General features: G+C 59.4%; 19 protein-coding genes and 4 tRNA genes. 20 read left to right on the top strand and 3 right to left on the bottom strand.

Annotation, left to right across the window (positions count from 1 at the left end; genetic code table 11):
* Nucleotides 1-3: 3 nt before the first annotated feature.
* The 6 genes from htpX to AC07TV_RS10840 all read left to right on the top strand — a co-directional run bounded on the left by htpX (nucleotide 4) and on the right by AC07TV_RS10840 (nucleotide 7,471).
* Nucleotides 4-879, top strand: coding sequence for a protease HtpX (htpX, locus tag AC07TV_RS10865; protein WP_494648368.1), 876 nt, complete (start codon nucleotides 4-6; stop codon nucleotides 877-879).
* 80 nt (nucleotides 880-959) lie between these two features.
* Nucleotides 960-2,156, top strand: a complete 1,197-nt coding sequence (locus AC07TV_RS10860; protein ID WP_494648367.1) for a TolC family protein — start codon at nucleotides 960-962, stop codon at nucleotides 2,154-2,156.
* Nucleotides 2,156-3,295, top strand: a complete 1,140-nt coding sequence (locus AC07TV_RS10855) for an efflux RND transporter periplasmic adaptor subunit (RefSeq protein ID WP_494648366.1) — start codon at nucleotides 2,156-2,158, stop codon at nucleotides 3,293-3,295. The genes AC07TV_RS10860 and AC07TV_RS10855 overlap by 1 nt, the downstream gene beginning before the upstream one ends.
* Nucleotides 3,292-6,402 carry an efflux RND transporter permease subunit gene (locus AC07TV_RS10850; RefSeq protein ID WP_494648365.1) on the top strand — a complete coding sequence of 1,037 codons (3,111 nt, stop codon included), beginning with the start codon at nucleotides 3,292-3,294 and terminating at the stop codon, nucleotides 6,400-6,402. The genes AC07TV_RS10855 and AC07TV_RS10850 overlap by 4 nt, the downstream gene beginning before the upstream one ends.
* The gene (locus tag AC07TV_RS10845) at nucleotides 6,399-6,737 is read left to right on the top strand and encodes a P-II family nitrogen regulator (protein WP_494648364.1); all 339 of its coding nucleotides are present in this window, start codon (nucleotides 6,399-6,401) and stop codon (nucleotides 6,735-6,737) included. The genes AC07TV_RS10850 and AC07TV_RS10845 overlap by 4 nt, the downstream gene beginning before the upstream one ends.
* Nucleotides 6,738-6,856: 119 nt before the next feature.
* Nucleotides 6,857-7,471, top strand: a complete 615-nt coding sequence (locus AC07TV_RS10840) for a GAF domain-containing protein (protein WP_494648363.1) — start codon at nucleotides 6,857-6,859, stop codon at nucleotides 7,469-7,471.
* 23 nt (nucleotides 7,472-7,494) lie between these two features.
* On the opposite strand, the gene AC07TV_RS10835 is transcribed toward AC07TV_RS10840, so the two are convergent.
* From AC07TV_RS10835 to lgt, 3 genes are read right to left on the bottom strand one after another with little or no spacing between them, the layout of a single operon-like run.
* Nucleotides 7,495-8,247 (bottom strand): hypothetical protein, encoded by a 753-nt coding sequence (locus tag AC07TV_RS10835; RefSeq protein WP_494648362.1) that lies wholly within the window; start codon nucleotides 8,245-8,247, stop codon nucleotides 7,495-7,497.
* Nucleotides 8,248-8,253: 6 nt separating this feature from the next.
* Nucleotides 8,254-8,730 carry a VOC family protein gene (locus AC07TV_RS10830; RefSeq protein ID WP_494648361.1) on the bottom strand — a complete coding sequence of 159 codons (477 nt, stop codon included), beginning with the start codon at nucleotides 8,728-8,730 and terminating at the stop codon, nucleotides 8,254-8,256.
* A 40-nt stretch (nucleotides 8,731-8,770) separates the two neighbouring features.
* Entirely contained in the window at nucleotides 8,771-9,562 is a 792-nt protein-coding gene (gene lgt / locus AC07TV_RS10825; RefSeq protein ID WP_494648360.1) for a prolipoprotein diacylglyceryl transferase, read from the bottom strand.
* An 88-nt stretch (nucleotides 9,563-9,650) separates the two neighbouring features.
* Here lgt and ilvD point away from each other — a divergent pair, with 88 nt between their 5' ends.
* The 14 genes from ilvD (at nucleotide 9,651) to rplL (ending at nucleotide 17,645) form a co-directional block, all read left to right on the top strand.
* Nucleotides 9,651-11,507: a dihydroxy-acid dehydratase gene (gene ilvD, locus AC07TV_RS10820; protein ID WP_494648359.1), complete on the top strand. Its 1,857-nt coding sequence runs from the start codon at nucleotides 9,651-9,653 to the stop codon at nucleotides 11,505-11,507.
* A complete protein-coding gene (gene rhtB / locus AC07TV_RS10815) occupies nucleotides 11,504-12,124 on the top strand; it encodes a homoserine/homoserine lactone efflux protein (RefSeq protein WP_494648358.1) in 621 nt (206 codons plus the stop codon). Before ilvD ends, rhtB begins: the two co-directional genes overlap by 4 nt.
* A gap of 149 nt (nucleotides 12,125-12,273) precedes the next feature.
* Nucleotides 12,274-12,582, top strand: coding sequence for a c-type cytochrome (locus AC07TV_RS10810; RefSeq protein ID WP_494648357.1), 309 nt, complete (start codon nucleotides 12,274-12,276; stop codon nucleotides 12,580-12,582).
* Between the two features lie 99 nt (nucleotides 12,583-12,681).
* Nucleotides 12,682-12,766: transfer RNA gene (locus AC07TV_RS10805), tRNA-Tyr, on the top strand.
* A 39-nt stretch (nucleotides 12,767-12,805) separates the two neighbouring features.
* Nucleotides 12,806-12,879, top strand: a tRNA-Gly gene (locus AC07TV_RS10800).
* 30 nt (nucleotides 12,880-12,909) lie between these two features.
* Nucleotides 12,910-12,984: transfer RNA gene (locus tag AC07TV_RS10795), tRNA-Thr, on the top strand.
* 53 nt (nucleotides 12,985-13,037) lie between these two features.
* On the top strand, nucleotides 13,038-14,228 hold the full coding sequence (tuf, locus tag AC07TV_RS10790; protein ID WP_117607634.1) for an elongation factor Tu: 1,191 nt from the start codon (nucleotides 13,038-13,040) through the stop codon (nucleotides 14,226-14,228).
* 60 nt (nucleotides 14,229-14,288) lie between these two features.
* A tRNA-Trp gene (locus AC07TV_RS10785) sits at nucleotides 14,289-14,364 on the top strand.
* A gap of 24 nt (nucleotides 14,365-14,388) precedes the next feature.
* Complete coding sequence (gene secE / locus AC07TV_RS10780) at nucleotides 14,389-14,742, top strand: preprotein translocase subunit SecE (RefSeq protein ID WP_226403517.1); 354 nt, start codon at nucleotides 14,389-14,391, stop codon at nucleotides 14,740-14,742.
* A complete protein-coding gene (gene nusG, locus AC07TV_RS10775) occupies nucleotides 14,739-15,272 on the top strand; it encodes a transcription termination/antitermination protein NusG (RefSeq protein ID WP_226403518.1) in 534 nt (177 codons plus the stop codon). The genes secE and nusG overlap by 4 nt, the downstream gene beginning before the upstream one ends.
* A gap of 106 nt (nucleotides 15,273-15,378) precedes the next feature.
* Nucleotides 15,379-15,810, top strand: a complete 432-nt coding sequence (rplK, locus tag AC07TV_RS10770) for a 50S ribosomal protein L11 (RefSeq protein WP_066879525.1) — start codon at nucleotides 15,379-15,381, stop codon at nucleotides 15,808-15,810.
* 2 nt (nucleotides 15,811-15,812) lie between these two features.
* A complete protein-coding gene (gene rplA / locus AC07TV_RS10765; protein ID WP_494648356.1) occupies nucleotides 15,813-16,508 on the top strand; it encodes a 50S ribosomal protein L1 in 696 nt (231 codons plus the stop codon).
* Between the two features lie 229 nt (nucleotides 16,509-16,737).
* Nucleotides 16,738-17,235, top strand: coding sequence for a 50S ribosomal protein L10 (rplJ, locus tag AC07TV_RS10760; protein WP_494648355.1), 498 nt, complete (start codon nucleotides 16,738-16,740; stop codon nucleotides 17,233-17,235).
* Between the two features lie 38 nt (nucleotides 17,236-17,273).
* Nucleotides 17,274-17,645, top strand: coding sequence for a 50S ribosomal protein L7/L12 (gene rplL / locus AC07TV_RS10755; protein ID WP_117607640.1), 372 nt, complete (start codon nucleotides 17,274-17,276; stop codon nucleotides 17,643-17,645).
* Nucleotides 17,646-17,809: the final 164 nt, after the last annotated feature.

Below are 17,809 nucleotides of genomic sequence, written 5' to 3'. Positions count from 1 at the left end.
ATAATGAAACGCATCGTGCTTTTTCTCGCCACCAACCTCGCCGTCATGCTGGTTCTCAGCGTGGCGACCAGCGTGCTGGGCGTCAATAAATTCCTGACGGCCAACGGTCTCAATGTCGGCATGCTGTTCGTCTTCGCCGCCGTAATCGGCTTCGGTGGCGCCTTCATTTCGCTGCTCATGTCGAAGACCATGGCCAAGTGGAGCACCGGCGCCCGGGTCATTGAGGCGCCGAGTTCGTCGACGGAGATGTGGCTGGTCGACACTGTCGCCAAACTGGCCAAGCGCGCCAACCTGCCGATGCCGGAAGTTGCCATCTACGACGGCGAGCCGAATGCCTTCGCTACCGGCGCCACCAAAAACAGTTCGCTGGTCGCGGTGTCGACCGGCCTGTTGCAGGGCATGACGCGTGACGAAGCCGAAGCTGTTCTGGCCCACGAAGTTGCTCACATCGCCAATGGCGACATGGTCACGCTGACGCTGATCCAGGGCGTGGTGAATACCTTCGTCGTCTTCCTGTCGCGCATCGTCGGCTACGTAGTCGATGGCTTCCTGCGCCGCGGCGACAGCGAAAACACTGGCCCGGGCATAGGCTACATGGTGACGAGCATGATCTGTGAAGTCGTCTTCGGCCTGCTCGCCAGCATCATCGTCGCCTGGTTCTCGCGTCAGCGCGAATTCCGCGCCGACGCCGGGGCAGCTGGCCTGATGGGCTCGCCGGTGCCGATGCAAAACGCGCTGCGTCGCTTGGGCAACCTGCATACCGAGCCGTTGCCACAGAACATGGCCGCGTCGGGCATCGCTGGTGGTAGCAGCTGGATGGCCTTGTTCTCGACGCATCCGCCGCTTGAAGAACGTATTGCTGCCTTGGGAGGTCGTTGACCGTAGCCAGCCAATGGCACGCGGTTTGCTAAGTAAATTTTATGATGCATTGCACAAAAATACTCACCTTCGCTTTGGGCATGAGCGCGACGCTAGCTATCGCGCAGCCCGAATTCGATCTGCCGAAACTAGAGGCGCTGGCGCTGTCGTCCAGCCGAGCCGTACTGTCGGCACGCGACCAGATCACTGCGGCACGCTACGCGGTCGATAGCGCCGGCGCCTTTCCCAACCCCGAACTGGAATATCTTGGCGGGACATCGCGCAGCCGCGGGGTGGGTGGCAATACCGGTGATGCCCGCAGCGTTACGCTAACCCAGCCGCTTGATATGCCGTGGCGGCGGTCAGCGCGGATTGGCGCGGCAGAGGCCGGGCTGGAATCGACGACGGCAGCGGTCAGGGCCTTTGAGGCGGATACGGTGGCCCGCCTGCGTCTGAGTTATTTCGAGGTCTTGCGGCGTGATGTTGAACTGAGCAATACGCGTGAAGATTTGGCAGCCATGGAGAGTGTGCGCTCACGTATCGCGCTGCGGGTGGAAACCGGCGAGGCGCCGCGTTTCGAGTTGATCAAGGCCGATGCCGAGTTGCTGAATGTTCAGAAAACGGCCCAGGCGGCTGGATTTCGCGGTGAGCAGGCACGCTCGCAATTGCGCCAGAGTGTGGGAGGCGCGTTGCCCGCCGACTTTGCCCTGCGCGGCCTGTTGCGAGACGTTCCGGAACTACCGCCGCTCGACAGCTTGCTCAAGCAATTGGCTCAAACCAGCCCGGATTTGGCGCGCGCACGCTCCGAAATGGTGCGCGCCCAGCATCAACTCGATCTCGAACGACGCCAGCGCTGGCCGAATGTGGCGCTGAAGGCTGGCATGGAAGAAGATCCCGATATGCGCGCCAACAAGCTTGGTGTTGTCGTGTCGATTCCCTTGTGGGACCGCCGTAGCGGCCCGGTGGGCGAAGCCTCGGCACAGTTGTCGCGGGCTCGTCATGAGTTGGCCGCGCAGGAGTTTTCGCTGGCCCAGCAGCTTGAAATCGCCTTCCAGCAATATGAGATTGCCCAGGCTCAGGTTGTCGCGCTGGAGTCCGGCATTCTCAAGCAGGCCGAAGCAGCCGTGAAGGTGGCTGAAGCGGCCTATCGTTTTGGCGAACGTGGTTTTCTTGAAGTGCTCGATGCGCGAAGGGTTTTCCGCGCCGCGCGCGCCGAATTGATTACTGCACGTTACGAACTGGCTTCGGCCTGGGTAGAAATTGAACGACTACGGGCGATCCCCGGAGGAAAAGAATAATGAAAAAAGCCCTATTTTTGCTGTTGACCGTGGCAACACTGGCCGGCTGTAATCAGGAGAATGACAAATCGGCCGCGCAGCAGGTGCGCGACCCCTTGAGCGTTACGCCCTCGCCGGAGTTGCTCGATCAGCTTAAATTGAGCGACGTCAGCACCCAGCCCGTGGCTGAAACACTGCGCGTCAGCGGGCGTATCGATTTTGACGAACAGCGTCTGGCCCGCATTGGTGCGACGGTAACCGGCCGGGTGACGGATATCGACGCCCTGCTTGGTCAGAGTGTCAAAAAGGGTGAAATTCTCGCCAAGTTGAACAGCAGTGAGTTGTCCAGCCAGCAACTGGCTTATCTCAAGGCACGTGCCGAGCTGGAGCTGAATCGGCGCAATGCCGAACGCGCCAAGGCCTTGTTTGAGGCAGACGTGATCGGTGCGGCCGAGTTGCAGCGTCGGGAAAGCGAATACCAGATTTCGAAGGCTGAAACGCGGGCGGCCAGCGATCAATTGCAGTTGCTGGGCGTCGGTCCGGCGGCCATTGACCGCTTGGGCAAGCAGGGCGAGGTCAATTCCGTGACGCCGGTCGTGGCGACCTTGAATGGCGTTGTCGTTGAACGCAAGCTGGCGCAGGGGCAGGTTGTGCAACCCGCCGATTCCCTGTTTGTCGTCGCCGATCTGTCGCGCCTGTGGGCCGTTGCGCAGGTGCCTGAGCAGCAGGTCAGCCAGGTCAAGACCGGGCAGTCGGTGAGCATCGAAGTGCCGGCGCTGGGCCATGAAAAGCTGGTCGGCAAGCTGATTTTTGTCGGTCAGACCATCGACCCGGAGACGCGCACGGTCTTGGTTCGTACCGAACTGGATAACCGCGATGGCCGCCTCAAACCGGCCATGCTGGCTTCAATGCTGATTGAAGCCAAGCCGGTGAATCGCCTGGTCATACCGGCCGGCGCAGTCGTTCGTGAAAATGATGAGGACAACGTTTTTATCGCCGAGGGCGATGGTGCCTTCCGTTTGGCCAAGGTCAAGCTGGGCCCTGAGCAGGGGGGCGTGCGCGTTGTTGTCTCCGGCCTCAAGGGCGGTGAAAAGCTGGTGGTCGATGGCGCTTTCCACCTGAATAACGAGCGTAATCGCAAGGAAATGGAGGGATCGTGATCGAGTCCCTCGTCCGTGGGGCGCTCAAGCAGCGCCTGATCGTCGCGGTGATCGCGACCGTCCTTTTCTTCTTCGGGCTCGATGCGGCGCGCAAGCTGTCGGTCGATGCCTTCCCCGATGTGACCAATGTTCAGGTCCAGATCGCCACCGAGGCCACCGGCCGTTCGCCGGAAGAGGTCGAGCGTTTTGCCACGGTGCCACTTGAGGTCGCGATGACCGGCTTGCCCGGGCTGGAGGAGATGCGCTCGCTGAACAAGCCGGGCCTGTCGCTGATCACCTTGGTATTCAATGACAAGACCGACGTCTATTTCGCCCGCCAACTCGTCATGGAGCGCCTGCTCGAAGTCGGTTCGCGCTTGCCGGCAGGCATTACGCCGGTGCTCGGGCCGGTATCTACCGGTCTCGGCGAGGTTTATCAATACACGCTGGAGCGGCCCGATGATGGCGACCGGACACTGAGCGTAGACGAGTTGATGAAGCGCCGCGTCGCCCAGGACTGGGTGGTGCGCCCCTTGTTGCGCTCGATTCCGGGTGTCGCCGAGATCAATTCACAGGGCGGCTACGCCAAGCAGTATCAGGTGCTGGTCAATCCCGACAAGCTGCGCCACTTCGGGCTCAGCGTCGCCGACGTCTATCAGGCGGTCGGTCGCAACAATGCCAATGCCGGCGGCGGCGTCCTGCCGCAATACGCCGAGCAGTACCTGATTCGCGGCGTTGGCCTGGTCCGCGATCTGGAAGACCTGCGCGCTATCGTGCTTAAGGAAAAGGACGGCGTGCCGGTTTACGTGCGCGATGTCGCCGAAGTGCAGATCGGCCACGATGTCCGGCAGGGCGCCGTGATCAAGAACGGCACGACCGAGGCGGTCGGTGGCGTGGTCATGATGATTGCCGGCGGCAACGCCAAGGAAGTGGTCAGCCGGGTCAAGGCGCGGGTCGAGGAGATCAACCGCAAGGGCATGTTGCCCGACGGCCTGAAGATCGCGCCGTATTACGACCGTTCGGAACTGGTCGATGCGGCGTTGTGGACGGTCACCAAGGTGCTGCTTGAGGGCGTCGCGCTGGTCGTCGTCGTGCTCTTCCTCTTTCTCGGTGATGTCCGTTCATCGCTGATCGTCGTCGGTACGCTGGTGCTGACCCCGTTGCTGACCTTTATGGCGATGAACAAGCTGGGTATTTCGGCCAACCTGATGTCGCTCGGCGGCCTGGCCATTGCTATCGGCCTGATGGTCGACGGCTCGGTGGTTGTTGTCGAAAATGCCTACCTGCAACTCGGGCGCCATGCCAAGAGCGGCGAGAGCCAGTTGCGGGTGATCCTGCGCGCCGTGGTCGAGGTGGCGACGCCGGTCATCTTCGGCGTTGGCATCATCATTCTCGTCTTCCTGCCGCTGATGACTTTGCAGGGCATGGAAGGCAAGATGTTCGCGCCGCTGGCCTACACCATCGCCATCGCGCTGGCCATTTCGCTGGTCCTGTCAATGACACTGACGCCGGTGATGTCTACCTACCTGCTCAAGCCGCCGGCCCACGATGGTGACCACGACACCAAGCTGATCGCGGCCATGAAGCGCCGCTACCTCAAGATGCTCCACTGGACGCTGGGCAACGAGCGCAAGACGGTGATCCTGGCTGTTGGCGCCTTCATCCTGACGGTAGGTACGCTGCCTTTCCTCGGCACCGCCTTCATTCCGGAAATGAAGGAAGGCTCTGTCGTGCCGGGTATCAATCGGGTGCCCAACATCTCGCTCGACGAGTCGATCAAGATGGAAATGGAGGCCATGCGTCTGGTCATGCAGGTGCCGGGCGTCAAGTCCGCGGTGTCCGGCGTTGGTCGCGGCGAATCGCCCGCCGACCCGCAGGGGCCGAACGAGTCGACGCCCATCGTCAGCCTGAAGCCGCGTAGCGAATGGCCTTCCGGCTGGACGCAGGAGGATATTCAGGACGCCATGCGCGAGAAGCTCAAGGTGCTGCCGGGTGTGCAAGTGGTCATGGCCCAGCCGATTTCCGACCGTGTGGATGAAATGGTCACTGGCGTGCGCTCCGACATCGCGGTCAAGGTCTTCGGCGACGATCTCGATCAGTTGAAGAAGATTGCCGGCCAGATCGGCAAGGTCGCCCAGACCTTGGAGGGGGCGCAGGATCTGCGTATCGAGCGGATCAGCGGGCAGCAGTATTTGTCCATTGAAATCGACCGCCAGGCGATCGCACGGCTTGGTTTGAACGTTTCCGACGTCAACGATTTGCTGGAGACGGCAGTTGGCGGCAAGGTGGCGACCGAGATCTTCGAGGGCGAACGTCGTTTCCCGGGCGTGGTGCGTTTGCCGGAGAGCTTCCGCAACAACGTCGAGGCAATTTCGAACATCCTGATCACCTCGCGCAATGGCGCCCAGGCGCGCCTGGCCGACGTGGCGAAAATCAGCGTCATGGATGGCCCTGCGCAGATTTCGCGCGAGCTGGGCAAGCGCCGCATCGTCGTCGGCGTCAACGTCAAGGATCGCGACCTCGGCAGTTTTGTCGCCGAATTGCAGCAGAAGGTGGATGGCCAGATCAAGCTGCCGGACGGCTATTATCTGGAGTGGGGCGGTCAGTTCCAGAATATGGAACGGGCGCTGGGTCACCTGAAGATCATCATCCCGATCACCATCGCGGCGATTTTCTTCCTGCTCTTCCTGCTCTTCAATTCGCTGCGTTTTGCCACGCTGATCATCACCGTGCTGCCTTTTGCTTCCATCGGCGGCATCATCGGCCTGTTTATCAGTGGCGAATACCTGTCGGTGCCCGCCTCGGTGGGGTTCATTGCGCTGTGGGGTATTGCCGTGCTCAACGGCGTTGTGCTGGTGTCCTACATCCGTGGTCTGCGCGACCAGGGACGCAGCGTGCGCGACGCGGTGGTCGAGGGCGCCACGCTGCGCTTCCGGCCGGTGATGATGACGGCGACGGTGGCCATGCTCGGCCTGATTCCCTTCCTGTTTTCGAGCGGGCCGGGTTCCGAAGTGCAGCGGCCGCTGGCCATCGTGGTGATTGGTGGCCTGATTACCTGTACCCTGCTGACGCTGCTGGTCTTGCCCACCATTTACCGCTGGTTTGACGATGAAGAGGTCGAAGCATGAAAGAAATCAAGGCTGTCATTCGCCCCAACAAACTGGCGGATTTGCGTGATGCGCTAGTCGTCCTGCCCGGATTTCCCGGCATGACGGTGACCAAGGTCGAAGGCTGTAGTGCGCCGTCGCGCCATGTGCCGGCGCGGACAAAGATCAAGGATGAATTGACCGATTACACGCCCAAGGTACGCGTCGAAATCGTCGCCCCGGATGAGGTGGCCGAGGCCATTTTTCAGCGGATTACCGAGGTGGCACAGACCGGTCATTACGGTGACGGGCTGGTGTGGATTACCGAAGTCCAGAAGGCGGCTTTCATCTTCAAGACGACGCCAGGACCCGATTAAACGCGGCGCCCCGGCTATTACTTTTGTCAGGTGTGGAGGATTTCACGGGCGAAACAGGCCGAGTTTCTTAAAATTCGGACTTGAATATTTGTCCCTTGGGACTGGTCAGTCGGAATTTTATGGAAAACATGGTCAATCCGGGTCTCGGCAGAACCCTGATGTCGCCGCTGGAGTTGCAGGAAGGTATTGCCAGCCTGTCGCGCGGCGCATATTTCAAGGAGGCGCCGCTCGACATGATGCTGAGCATCCTGACCGAGTCGGCGGCGCAGATGTCCGGCGTCGAGCGCGTCAGCATCTGGGCGCTCACCAACCAGCATCAGGAACTGCTCTGTCTTGACCTCTTCGAGCTGTCGCCGCGGCGCCACAGCAAAGACCAGCGTATCCATGCCCGCCAGTATCCGCTGTACTTCCAGGCATTGCGGGCGGGCAGCAGCATCGCGGCTGACGATGCCTACACTCATCCATTGACCGCCGAGTTTGCTGCCGATTACCTGCCCTGTCATGGTGTGATGGCCATGCTTGATACACCAATTCATATCCGCGGCGAGTTGCAGGGAGTGCTCTGTCTCGAGCAGGTCGGATCGCGCCAACCGTGGACGTCGTCGCACGGGCTGTTTGCGCAGGCGGTGGCCAATCTGGTGACGCTGGCACTGGTCGAATATGAGGCGGAAGAGGCGAAGCTCCAGGCCCGTGCCGCTGGCGAACGGCTGCGCGCCGTTTGCGGTGCGATCTGACGACATTTCAATTTTGGTCGAAATTACCGGTTGACCGTGGCAACGGTGGTGCTGAGTGCTTCCAGCCGATTTTGTATTTCCATGCGGACGGCAGCGTTATCAAGGTCGGCCGCATTGCGTGTGATGCATTCCGAGAGTTGCCGGGCAAGGTGCATGACGCCCCAGATTTCAAGCAATTCGGCCTGTTGGGCCAGCTTGAGCGCCTCCGTGGTCAAGGCGTAGGCATCCGGCGGCAGGGTGGCCAGGGCATCGTGCATCAACTGGATTTGCTCGCTGGCTTCATCCACGAATAGTTGGTCGAGAACAGCCGAGCGCTCGTCGATTTTGGTCGCCTTGGCACAGGCCTCGAGGCGCCCGGCAAAGTGGTCGGCACGTTCCGGGAAGGCTGGGTGCTCAAGGCCGTCTGCTTCGCTCAGGCATTCGATGGCGGCACTCATGGCTGCGATCAGGCGAGGAGACAGCGCATCATCTTCAAGGCGGTCGGCGGCGCTGGCCAGAGCTTCGCCGAGACGCAGGCAGTTGGCGTCGGCGGTTTCGATGGCGATGGTGTAGAGCCCGAAAACGGCCGGTCGAATATCGTCGGAGCCGTCGCCATGGCGCTCCGACCATGCTGCAGCAAGCCGTTTGTTGGCGGCAATCCAGCGTTCATTGAGCTTCGGGTCGAAGCGCGCCTTTCTGGGCGTGGCCACCCAGGGCAGGATCGCCGCGGTCGCCTCCAGCGTGGGGGCGAGCGCGGCGCGGGTTTCCTCGAGTTCGTGCTCGGGGATGTCAGCCATTTTGGCTTACTGGGCGGCCAGCCTGGCGAAGGCTGAGACGACTTCCGGCGGCGCCTGAACGAGCTCGATCAGCACGCCTTCGCCGCCAATTGGGAATTCCTCGTTGCCCTTCGGGTGCAGGAAGGTGATGTCGAAACCCGCAGCGCCCTTGCGGATGCCGCCCGGGGCAAAACGTACGCCGTTGGCCGACAGCCATTCGACAGCCTTGGGCAAATCGTCGATCCACAGGCCGACGTGGTTGAGCGGCGTGGTGTGCACAGCCGGCTTCTTGTCCGGATCAAGCGGCTGCATGAGGTCGACTTCGACCTTGAACGGGCCGGTGCCCATGGCGCAGATGTCCTCGTCGACGTTTTCGCGCTCGGAAACGAAGGTGCTGGTGATTTCCAGGCCGAATTTCTCGACCCACAGGGTGCGCAGTTTTTCCTTGGAAGGGCCGCCGATGGCGATTTGCTGGATGCCGAGAACCTTGAACGGACGTGTCATGAGTCGATTCCTGTCGTGTAGTGGATAACGTAATCCATAATTATAGAATTTTCCGGCGCTTGGCGAGTATCAGCAAAACGAGGCCGGCCAGCACCATGGGCAGCGACAGCCACTGACCCATGCTGATCGTATAGGACTGGCCGAAGATGCCGGCATCCGGCTCGCGGAAGAATTCGGTGATGAAACGGAACGCACCGTAGCCGATCAGGAAAACGCCGGACACCGCACCGCGTTGCTGCGGTCGACTGGAAAAAAGCCACAAAATTGAAAAGAGGGCGAGGCCTTCCAGACCGATATGATAAAGCTGCGACGGGTGGCGCGGCTGCATGTCGCCGGATTGCGGAAAGATCATCGCCCACGGCAGGCTGGCCTCGGCGACGCGGCCCCACAGTTCGCCGTTGATGAAGTTGCCGAGACGGCCGGCGGCCAGGCCAAGCGGGACGAGCGGCGCGACGAAATCCATGATGTCCCACCAGTTGAGCTTTTGCTTGTTGGCCCAAAGGCCCATGGCGGCGAGCACGCCGAGAAAGCCGCCATGGAAGCTCATGCCGCCTTTCCAGACAGCAAGAATTTCCAGCGGATTGCTCAAGTAGTAAGCCGGCTCATAGAACAGCACTTGCCCGAGGCGACCACCGACAATGACCCAGAGCATGCCGTAGAAAAGCAGGTCGTCGAGTTGTTCGACGGAGAGAATCGACGGGCGACTCTTGATCCGGTAGCGACCGAGCAAAATAAACTGAACGAAGGCGACGAGATACATCAAACCGTACCAGCGCACCGAGAGCGGGCCGAGCGAAAAGGCAACAGGATCGAACTGCGGGTGAAGAAGCATTGAAGGTTAAGAGTGGGCTAGAATTAGCTGATTATAGTTCGCGCGCCATGACAAGACATCGGCGCCAGATTCAGACGGAGAGAGAGTCATGCCGCAATACCGTTCCCGCACCTCCACCCACGGCCGCAACATGGCCGGTGCCCGCTCCCTGTGGCGCGCTACCGGCATGAAGGATGGCGACTTCGGCAAGCCGATCATCGCCGTGGTCAACAGCTTCACCCAGTTCGTGCCGGGCCACGTGCACCTCAAGGACATGGGGCAGCTGGTAGCGCGCGAGATCGAGGCAGCCGGCGGCGTTGCCAAGGAATTCAACACCATCGCCATCGACGACGGCATCGCCATGGGCCATAGCGGGATGTTGTATTCGCTACCCAGCCGCGACCTCATTGCCGACTCGGTCGAATACATGGTGAACGCCCACTGCGCCGACGCCATGGTCTGCATCTCCAACTGCGACAAGATCACCCCGGGCATGCTGATGGCCGCCATGCGCCTCAACATTCCGGTCATTTTCGTCTCCGGCGGACCGATGGAAGCCGGCAAGGTCAAGATCCAGGGCAACGTCGTGCACCTCGATCTCGTCGATGCCATGGTCAAGGCTGCCGACCACACGGTTTCCCAGTCCGATCTCGACGAAATCGAGCGTTCCGCCTGCCCGACCTGCGGCTCCTGCTCCGGCATGTTTACCGCCAACTCGATGAACTGCTTGACCGAAGCTTTCGGCCTCAGCCTGCCCGGCAACGGCACCGTCGTCGCCACGCACGCTGACCGCAAGCACCTCTTCCTGCGTGCCGGACGCCTGATCGTCGAACTGTGCAAGCGTTATTACGAGCAGGATGACGCCTCGGTGCTGCCGCGCTCCATTGCCACCAAGGCCGCTTTCGAAAACGCCATGACCCTCGACGTCGCCATGGGCGGCTCGACCAACACCGTGCTCCACATCCTGGCCACGGCGCAGGAAGCCGGTGTCGACTTCACGATGGCCGACATCGACCGCATTTCGCGCGCCGTGCCCTGCCTGTGCAAGGTCGCGCCGATGACCGACAAGTATCACATCGAAGACGTCCATCGGGCCGGCGGCATCATGGGCATCCTCGGCGAACTGGATAGGGCAGGGCTGATCACGCGCGATGTGCCGACCGTCCATATCAAGAATATCGGGGAAGCCATTGAACGCTGGGACGTCGTCCGCGAACACGACGTCAAGGTGCACGAGTTTTTCAAGGCCGCCCCGGGCGGCGTGCCGACCCAAGTCGCCTTCTCGCAGGATCGTCGCTTCAACGAACTCGATCTCGATCGTACCCACGGTTGCATCCGCAACAAGGCCAACGCTTTCTCGCAGGAGGGCGGCCTGGCCGTCCTTTACGGCAACATCGCGCTTGACGGCTGCATCGTCAAGACGGCCGGTGTCGATGAGTCCATCTGGAAATTCAGCGGCCGTGCTCGCGTCTTCGAAAGCCAGGATGCTGCGGTCGACGCCATTCTGGGCGAAAAAATCGTTGCCGGCGACGTCGTCGTCATCCGCTACGAAGGCCCGAAAGGCGGCCCCGGCATGCAGGAAATGCTATACCCAACCTCCTACCTGAAATCGATGGGCCTCGGCAAAGCTTGCGCGCTGCTCACTGATGGCCGTTTCTCTGGCGGCACCTCAGGCCTTTCCATCGGCCATGCTTCGCCGGAAGCAGCCGATGGCGGCGCCATCGGTTTGGTCGAAGAGGGTGACACCATCGAAATCGACATCCCGAATCGTCGCATCCACTTGGCTATCGCCGATGACGAACTCGCCATCCGCCGCGCCGCGATGGAAGCCAAGGGCGATGCTGCCTGGCAGCCGGTCAATCGCGAACGTACGGTTTCTGCCGCGCTGCAAGCCTATGCCCTGATGGCCACCTCGGCCGACAAGGGCGCCGTGCGCGACGTCAAGCAGATTCAGCGCCGTAAATGACACTTGCGGTCTGGCTTGGGTTCCTGCTGGCGGCCATCCTGATCGCGGTGACCCCCGGGCCGGGCGCGGTGATCAGCATGAGCACCGGCATGCGGCACGGCTATTGGGCTGCACTGACAGCCATTCTTGGCCTTCAGTCGGCCATTTTGCTCCATCTGCTGATTGTCGCACTTGGCCTAGGCGCACTATTGGCCGCCTCGGAAACAGCATTTTTGCTGGTCAAATTTTTGGGTGCGGCCTACCTGCTCTGGCTCGGCATCCAGAAATGGCGGGCGCCGGTCATTCCGGTCGATGCCAATGCTCCGATAGTGCATCGCAAAGGACTATTTTTGCAGGGGGTTCTGGTCAATCTGACCAATCCGAAGGCCATCATATTCATCGGTGCGCTGGTGCCCCAGTTTGTCAATCCAGCGGAACCCCAAATTCCCCAGTACCTGTTGATAGCCACAACACTCTGCCTGACTGACATGGCGGTGATGTCCGGGTACGCACTTGCCGCAGTGCATCTGGGCAGGTGGTTGCATGACCCGGTCGCAATTCGTTTGCAGAATCGCCTTTTCGGTGGTTTGTTCGTCTCGGCCGGTGCTTTGTTGGCCGTGTCGTCGCGACCTTCATGAGCATTCCCTGTCAACGCGCCCCGGGGTGCTGCGTTAACCGTCTTGTGGAAGAGATGCGGTTGCCCCAAGCTTCCTGTTTGCAAGGGAAAGAAAAGGGTTTTATCATCCAATACTGATTTATCCACCAACCTGAATAACGGAGCGAGAGAATGAAAGCTGTTTATGTTGCCGTGATGGCCGCCGCTGGTATCGTGATGGCCGGTCAGGCCCAAGCCGACGAAGCTCTGGCCAAGGCCAAGAACTGCATGTCCTGCCATGCCATCGACAAAAAGCTGGTTGGTCCGGCTTACAAGGAAGTCGCTGCAAAATACAAGGGCGACAAGGCTGCCCCCGCCATGCTGGCCACCAAGGTCAAGGCTGGCGGCAAGGGTGTCTGGGGTCAGATCCCGATGCCGCCCAACAACGTTACTGAAGACGAAGCCAAGAAGCTGGTCGCCTGGGTCCTCGCCCAGAAGTAATTTCAGTTTCGAAAGCGGAAAAAGCCGGCTATATGCCGGCTTTTCTGTTTTTGGGTGTTGACAGGGCTGGTGGTCGTCCGGATAATCCCGGGTTCTTCCGGAGGGGTACCCAAGCGGTCAACGGGAACAGACTGTAAATCTGTCGGCTCTGCCTTCGAAGGTTCGAATCCTTCCCCCTCCACCAGATTGAATGCTGTAGCAGCCTGTGTTGCGGGCGTAATAAGCGGGTGTAGCTCAATGGTAGAGCTGAAGCCTTCCAAGCTTAAGACGAGGGTTCGATTCCCTTCACCCGCTCCATGACGCAGTACGGCTGGAGTTTTAAGGTAGGCCCATGTGGCTCAGTGGTAGAGCACTCCCTTGGTAAGGGAGAGGTCGGCAGTTCGATCCTGCCCATGGGCACCACCGATTAGCTTGGATTCTGGATTTTTTATTTATTTGATTATTGAGGAACTGGAATGGCTAAGGAAAAATTCGAGCGTACCAAACCGCACGTAAACGTTGGCACGATTGGTCACGTTGACCACGGCAAGACGACGCTGACGGCGGCGATCACGACGGTGCTGTCCGCCAAGTTTGGTGGTTCGGCCAAGAAGTATGACGAAATCGACGCGGCGCCGGAAGAAAAGGCCCGTGGTATAACCATCAATACCGCCCACGTCGAATACGAAACCGCCAATCGTCACTACGCCCACGTTGACTGCCCGGGACACGCTGACTACGTCAAGAACATGATTACCGGTGCTGCCCAGATGGACGGCGCCATTCTCGTCTGTTCCGCCGCTGACGGCCCGATGCCGCAGACCCGTGAGCACATCCTGCTGGCCCGTCAAGTTGGCGTGCCGTACGTTCTGGTGTTCATGAACAAGTGCGACATGGTGGACGACGCCGAGCTGCTCGAGCTCGTCGAAATGGAACTCCGTGAGCTCCTCTCCAAGTACGATTTCCCGGGCGATGATACCCCGATCATTCACGGCTCCGCACTGAAAGCCCTCGAAGGCGACCAGTCCGAAATCGGCGAACCCTCCATCTTCCGTCTGGCTGATGCCCTGGACTCCTACATTCCGACCCCGGAACGTGCGATTGACCAGCCCTTCCTGATGCCGGTTGAAGACGTCTTCTCCATCTCCGGTCGCGGCACCGTTGTTACCGGTCGTATCGAGCGTGGTGTGGTCAAGGTTGGCGAAGAAATCGAAATCGTCGGTATCCGCCCGACCGTCAAGACCACCTGTACCGGTGTTGAAATGTTCCGCAAGCTGCTCGACCAAGGTCAGGCTGGCGACAACGTTGGCGCCCTGCTCCGTGGTACCAAGCGTGAAGACGTCGAGCGTGGCCAAGTGCTGTGCAAGCCGGGCTCTGTCAAGCCGCACACCCACTTCACCTCTGAGGTGTACATCCTGTCCAAGGATGAAGGTGGTCGTCACACCCCGTTCTTCAATGGTTACCGTCCCCAGTTCTATTTCCGCACGACCGACGTGACCGGCTCCATCGATCTGCCGGAAGGCGTTGAGATGGTGATGCCTGGCGACAACATCGCCATGACCATCAAGCTGATCGCTCCGATCGCCATGGAAGAAGGTCTGCGCTTCGCCATTCGTGAAGGCGGTCGTACCGTCGGCGCCGGCGTCGTCGCCAAGATCATCGAGTAATCGGTAATTTTTGTAATCAAGGCGCTTCGGGTAACTGAAGCGCTTTGATGTTTCTGCCGCAGGGGTGTAGCTCAATTGGTAGAGCAACGGTTTCCAAAACCGTAGGTCGGGGGTTCGATTCCCTCCGCCCCTGCCACTCTCTATAAAGATCGCGAATTTCATGGCTGACAAGATCAAGTTTGCGCTGGCGCTGGTTATTCTGGCTGCTGGCGTGGCTGGCTTCTACCTGCTCTCCGAGCAGGCAATGATTTTGCGCGTCCTGGCGGTCCTCGTTGGGTTGGCGCTGGCGATTGCCGTTGCTTGGAAAACCGAGCCGGGGCAGCGCTTCTTCATGTTTGCCAACGAGGCGGTTGTTGAGGCCAAGAAAGTTGTTTGGCCAAGCCGTAAGGAAACCATGCAGACGACAGGGGCGGTTTTCGCTTTTGTCGTAGTGATGGCGATCTTCCTGTATCTCACTGACAAAAGTCTTGAGTGGGTCCTTTATGACCTGGTCTTGGGCTGGAAGAAATCATGAGTAAACGCTGGTACGTTGTTCACGCTTACTCGGGCTTCGAAAAAAGCGTCATGCGCGCAATTTTGGAGCGCATAGAGCGTCTTGGTATGCAGGATAAATTTGGCCGCATTTTGGTGCCGGTTGAGGAAGTTGTTGAAATGAAGAATGGTCAGAAGGCCATCTCTGAGCGCAAGTTCTTTCCGGGCTATGTGTTGTGCGAAATGGAAATGGATGACGATTCCTGGCACTTGGTAAAGAACACGCCCAAAGTCACCGGTTTTGTTGGCGGAACGGCGACCAAGCCCACTCCAATTTCTGAAAAAGAAGTCGAAAAAATCATGCAGCAAATGCAGGAGGGCGTTGAGAAACCCCGTCCGAAGGTGCTGTTTGAAGTTGGCGAAGTTGTGCGCGTAAAGGAAGGTCCGTTTACCGATTTCCATGGCGCGGTCGAAGACGTCAATTACGAAAAAAATCGCATTCGTGTTTCGGTGACCATCTTTGGTCGTGCTACGCCGGTCGAGTTGGAGTTTGGTCAGGTCGAGAAAGCCTGATTGTTATTTTAGGGCAAGCCGAAAGCCCTTTGTTTCGGCAAGAGGAGCGCTGGTAGCGGATGTGTTTCCGTGAAAGCGCGCTATCACTCATCAATAAGGAGCAATTATGGCCAAGAAGATTATTGGTTATATCAAGCTGCAAGTGCCTGCTGGCAAAGCAAACCCGTCGCCCCCGATTGGCCCCGCCCTCGGTCAGCGTGGTCTGAATATCATGGAGTTCTGCAAGGCCTTCAACGCCCAGACGCAGGGCGTCGAGCCGGGTCTGCCGATTCCTGTCGTGATCACCGCCTTTGCGGACAAGTCCTTCACTTTTGTGATGAAGACGCCGCCGGCTACGATCCTGATCAAGAAGGCTGCTGGTATCAAGTCCGGTTCGGCCAAGCCGCATACCGACAAGGTTGGCAAGATCACTCGTGCTCAGGCTGAAGAAATTGCCAAGACCAAGATGCCTGACCTTACTGCTGCCGACATGGATGCAGCCGTTCGCACCATCGCTGGTTCCGCCCGCTCCATGGGCATCACGGTAGAGGGTCTGTAATCATGGCTAAGCTCACCAAAAAGCAAAAAGCCCAAGCGGGCAAAGTCGTTGCGATGAAGCTGTACCCGGTTCAGGAAGCGCTGACCCTAGCCAAGGAAACCGCGACTGCGAAATTCGACGAGTCCATCGACGTTGCAGTAAATCTGGGTGTCGATGCACGTAAGTCGGACCAGGTTGTTCGTGGCTCGGTTGTTCTGCCGGCGGGTACTGGCAAGTCCGTCCGTGTTGCCGTTTTTGCCCAGGGCGAAAAAGCTGAAGCCGCAAAGGCTGCCGGTGCTGAAGTCGTCGGTTTCGACGATCTGGCTGCCGAAGTCAAGGCTGGTAACCTGAATTTCGATGTCGTCATTGCGACGCCAGATGCCATGAAGATCGTCGGCCAACTTGGCCAGATCCTAGGTCCGCGCGGTCTGATGCCGAATCCGAAGGTTGGTACTGTGACGATGGATGTCGTTACCGCCGTGAAGAATGCAAAAGCTGGTCAGGTTCAGTACCGTACTGACAAGGCTGGCATCATTCACGCCACCATCGGTCGTGCATCGTTCTCGGTCGAGAGCCTCGAGTCCAACCTCAAGGCGCTGATCGATGCATTGAACAAGGCGAAGCCGGCTTCTTCCAAGGGGCAGTATCTTCGCAAGGTTGCTGTTGCTGCCACGATGGGCCCCGGCGTTCGCGTCGATCAGGCCACGCTGGTTGGCTAAAAAGTACTTTGGGCTGCCGGTGGCTGCGTAAGCAATCACCGGCAGATCGTCAAAGACCGCAGGCGCCTTGGTAACGAGGCTTAATCGCGAAAGCACCCTGCGCAGACGGTGTCCCAGAACAAGATTTTCTGCTGACCGGTAACGGGCGGCATAGCTTCTGGTTCAGGTCGCCGTAGGTGCGGCGGGAAATTCTTCCCGTCGTGTTATGACTTGAAAGGAGGAAAGACCTGTGGGTCTCAATCTGAACGACAAAAAAGCGGTTGTAGCTGAGGTATCGGCACAAGTAGCCAACGCCCAGACTATCGCGATTGCCGAATATCGTGGCATTGAGGTCGGAGACCTCACCGTGCTGCGCAAGAAGGCTCGCGAATCTGGCGTCTATCTGCGTGTGTTGAAGAATACCTTGGTGCGTCGCGCCGTCGCGGACACCCCGTTCGCAGGCCTGGCAGATCACATGGTCGGTCCGCTGATTTACAGCGTATCCGCCGATCCCGTGGCTGCTGCGAAGGTGCTTAGCGATTTCGCTAAAACCAACGACAAATTGGTACTCAAGGCTGGCTCCTACGCCGGCAATGTGCTCGACAAGGCTGGTGTGCAGGCGCTTGCGTCCGTCCCGAGCCGCGAAGAGCTGCTCTCCAAGCTGCTGTACGTCATGCAAGCTCCGGTCGCCGGCTTCGTCCGCGGTCTGGCTGCCCTGGCTACCCAGCGCGAAGAAGCTGCCGCTTGATCACTACCGCATACGAACTGATTTAGGAGTTTATTGAAATGGCAATTAGCAAAGAAGATATCCTGGAAGCCGTAGGTTCCCTGACCGTTATGGAACTGAATGACCTGGTCAAGGCATTCGAAGAGAAGTTTGGCGTTTCCGCCGCTGCCGTCGCCGTTGCCGGCCCGGCAGGTGGTGCAGCTGCCGCTGTCGAAGAGCAGACCGAATTCACCGTTATGCTGAACGCAGCTGGCGACAAGAAGGTCGAAGTCATCAAGGTCGTCCGTGCTGTTACCGGCCTGGGCCTCAAGGAAGCCAAGGATCTGGTTGATGGAGCTCCGAAGGCAGTCAAGGAAGGTGTTTCCAAGGCTGATGCAGAAGCCCTCAAGAAGCAACTGGAAGACGCGGGCGCCAAGGTCGAAGTCAAGTAATCGACGCTTCGCAAGCGGGCTGGCGGCTTTGTCGCCAGCCCTTTTGTGCTTTGTATGACAGGTTTCATAGACCCCAAAACCGAACTTGAATAACGCCAACTGGCAAACGCAAACGATGCTTTCTTCTTCCCCGGAGGGGAGGAGAGTTCGTTTGCGTTTGCCTG

It is taken from the genome of Azonexus sp. GW821-FHT04F04 (assembly GCF_059420025.1).
Note: the sequence above shows the minus strand (reverse complement) of the source record. Positions and strands in the feature narration are given on the sequence as shown.